At 71.1% G+C, this 3501-nt stretch carries 3 protein-coding genes; all 3 read left to right on the top strand.

Annotation, left to right across the window (positions count from 1 at the left end; genetic code table 11):
• Window positions 1-1872: acetolactate synthase large subunit (locus tag AC5LSR_RS23720; RefSeq protein WP_493469060.1), on the top strand; the 1872-nt coding region annotated here is incomplete at its 5' end.
• 15 nt (window positions 1873-1887) lie between these two features.
• On the top strand, window positions 1888-2412 hold the full coding sequence (gene ilvN, locus AC5LSR_RS23715; protein ID WP_250286696.1) for an acetolactate synthase small subunit: 525 nt from the start codon (window positions 1888-1890) through the stop codon (window positions 2410-2412).
• Between the two features lie 70 nt (window positions 2413-2482).
• On the top strand, window positions 2483-3484 hold the full coding sequence (ilvC, locus tag AC5LSR_RS23710; RefSeq protein ID WP_250286698.1) for a ketol-acid reductoisomerase: 1002 nt from the start codon (window positions 2483-2485) through the stop codon (window positions 3482-3484).
• Window positions 3485-3501 lie beyond the last annotated feature (17 nt).

Here is a 3501-nt window from a genome sequence, read left to right as displayed (position 1 = left end):
CCCACCCACCCGTCACCACCGTGGAACGTCAAGGAAGACGATCAGATGAGCAGTCAGATCACCGGAGCGCAGTCGCTGGTCCTTTCGCTGGAGGCCGCCGGGGCCGACGTGGTCTTCGGCATCCCCGGTGGCGCGATCCTCCCGGCGTACGACCCGTTGTACGACGCCGAGCGCCTCCGGCACATCCTGGTCCGTCACGAGCAGGGTGCCGGGCACGCCGCCGAGGGCTATGCGCAGGCCACCGGACGGGTGGGCGTGTGCATCGCGACGTCCGGGCCGGGCGCGACGAACCTGGTCACGCCGATCGCGGACGCCTACATGGACTCGGTGCCCCTGGTGGCGATCACCGGCCAGGTGCCGAGCGCGGCGATCGGGACGGACGCGTTCCAGGAGGCCGACATCTGCGGCATCACCCTGCCGATCACCAAGCACAACTTCCTGGTGGCCTCCGCGGACGACATCCCGCGCACGATCGCCGAGGCGTTCCACCTCGCCTCCACCGGACGACCCGGGCCCGTACTCGTCGACCTGCCCAAGGACATCCTGCAGGCGACCACGTCGGTGCTGCCCGCCGACATCTGGCCGCCCACGCTGTGCCTGCCCGGCTACCGGCCGGTGACCCGCCCGCACGGCAAGCAGATCCGCGAGGCGGCCCGGATGATCAGCGCGGCCCGCCGGCCGGTCCTCTACGTCGGCGGCGGGGTGCTCAAGGCGCGGGCCGCCGCCGAGCTGCGTACGCTCGCCGAGCTCACCGGCATCCCGGTGGTGACGACGCTGATGGCCCGCGGCGCGTTCCCCGACTCGCACCCGCAGCATCTGGGCATGCCGGGGATGCACGGGTCGGTCGCCGCGGTGACCGCCCTGCAGAAGTCCGACCTGCTGATCGCCCTCGGCGCCCGCTTCGACGACCGGGTGACGGGCCGGCTCGCCTCCTTCGCGCCGAAGGCCGCGGTCATCCATGCCGACATCGACCCGGCCGAGATCGGCAAGAACCGGGTGGCGGACGTGCCCATCGTGGGGGACTGCCGCGAGGTGATCAACGATCTCGTCGCCGCGCTGCAGGGCGAGCCGCGGGCGGACCTCGCCGGCTGGTGGCGGCAGGTCGACGGCTGGCGCCGGACCTACCCGCTGGGCTACGACCTGCCGACGGACGGCTCGGTCGCCCCGCAGTACGTCATCGAGCGGCTCGGCAGGATCGCCGGCCCGCAGGCGCTGTACGTCGCCGGGGTCGGCCAGCACCAGATGTGGGCCGCGCAGTTCATCTCGTACGAGAACCCCTATACCTGGCTGAACTCCGGTGGACTGGGCACGATGGGCTACGCGGTGCCCGCAGCGATGGGCGCCAAGGTCGGCCGGCCGGACGCGACGGTGTGGGCGATCGACGGTGACGGCTGCTTCCAGATGACCAACCAGGAGCTGGCCACCTGCGCGCTGGAAGGCATCCCGATCAAGGTTGCGATCATCAACAACGGGTCGCTCGGCATGGTCCGGCAGTGGCAGACCCTGTTCTACGACCAGCGGTACTCCAACACCGACCTGGGCACCCGGCCGGACAGTGCCGGCACCAGCGCCGGCACCGGCGGCGGCCCCGGTGCCGGCAGCGCGTCCGGTGCCCCGCGGGGCACGCGCCGGGTGCCGGACTTCGTGCGCCTCGCCGAGGCGCTCGGCTGCGTCGGGATGCGCTGCGAGTCGCCGGACGAGGTCGACGCCACGATCGACAAGGCCATGGCCATCGACGACGCGCCGGTCGTGGTGGACTTCGTCGTCCACCGGGATGCGATGGTGTGGCCGATGGTCGCCGCCGGCGCGAGCAACGACGACATCAGGATCGCCCGGGACATCGCCCCCGATTTCGACTATGAAGAACTGTAGGAAGAGGTTCAGGCCGTGAGCACGCACACCCTGTCGGTGCTGGTGGAGAACAAGCCCGGGGTGCTCGCCCGGGTCGCGGGGCTGTTCTCCCGGCGCGGCTTCAACATCGAGTCGCTCGCGGTCGGGCCGACCGAGCACGACGACGTCTCCCGGATGACGATCGTCGTGTCCGTCGACGAGCTACCGCTCGAGCAGGTCACGAAACAGCTCAACAAGCTGGTCAACGTCATCAAGATCGTCGAAATGGAGCCGTCGGCCGCGGTGCGGCGGGAGCTGGTCCTGGTCAAGGTGCGGGCGGACCTGTCGGTCCGTTCGCAGGTGCTCGAGACCGTCCAGCTCTTCCGCGCGAAGGTGGTCGACGTCGCCCCGGACGCGGTCACCGTGGAGGCCACCGGCACCCGCGACAAGCTCGACGCCCTCATCCGGATGCTCGAACCGTTCGGCATCAGGGAACTGGTCCAGTCCGGCATGGTCGCCCTCGGCCGAGGCCCGCGATCGATTACCGACCGTAGTCTGCGTGCTCTCGACCGGACGGCCTGAGGGCCATGGAGATCCCGTGGGCCCGGTTGCGCCGGGCCCACTGACGAAGAATCGAGGAGATTCGCCCACGATGGCCGAGATCTACTACGACGCGGACGCGTCGCTCGACAACATCACCAACCGTAAGGTCGCCGTCATCGGGTACGGCAGTCAGGGCCACGCCCACGCCCTCAACCTGCGCGACAGCGGCGTGGACGTCCGGGTCGGCCTGCCCGAGGGCAGCCGCAGCCGGGCGCGGGCCGCCGAGCAGGGGCTGCGGGTGCTCACCCCGGCCGAGGCGTCGGCCGAGGCGGACGTGATCATCCTGCTCGCGCCGGACACCGCCCACCGTAAGATCTACGCGGAGTCCATCGCGCCCAGCCTGTCGCCGGGCAAGGCGCTCGCGTTCGGCCACGGGTTCAACATCCGGTACGGGCTGATCGAGCCGCCGGCCGGGGTGGACGTGTTCATGGTCGCGCCGAAGGGCCCGGGGCACCTGGTCCGGCGGACCTTCACCGAGGGCAAGGGCGTCCCGGTGCTGGTCGCGGTCGAGGCGGACGCGTCGGGCGGCGCGCTCGCGCTCGCGCTCGCCTACGCCAAGGCGATCGGCGGCACCCGCGCCGGCGCGCTGCGCACGACCTTCACCGAGGAGACCGAGACCGACCTCTTCGGCGAGCAGGCTGTGCTCTGCGGCGGCGCGAGTGCCCTGGTACAGGCCGGTTTCGAGACGCTGGTCGAGGCCGGCTACCAGCCGGAGGTCGCCTACTTCGAGTGCCTGCACGAGCTCAAGCTGATCGTCGACCTGATGTACGAGGGCGGCATCAGCCGGATGCGCTACTCGATCTCGGACACGGCCGAGTACGGCGACGTCACCCGCGGCCCGCGGGTGATCACGCAGGCGGTGAAGGACGAGCTGCGCCGCATCCTCGGCGAGATCCGGGACGGCTCGTTCGCCCGCGAGTGGGTGGCCGAGGACGACGCGGGCCGCCCGCAGTTCACCAAGCTCGTCGAGGAGGGCAAGAAGCACCCGATCGAGCAGGTCGGCGCCCAGCTGCGGCCGCTGATGTCCTGGATCGCCGAGCCCGTCGACTGACCTGCCCCACCCCGTCC

It is taken from the genome of Protofrankia sp. CiP1_Cm_nod4 (assembly GCF_982290645.1).
The sequence above is the reverse complement of the archived record's forward strand: the minus strand, read 5'-3'. Positions and strand labels throughout refer to the sequence as shown.

Coding starts and splice junctions, on each gene's coding strand:
- ilvC (WP_250286698.1), top strand. CDS start 2,483: ATGGCCGAGATCTACTACGACGCGGACGCGTCGCTCGACAACATCACC.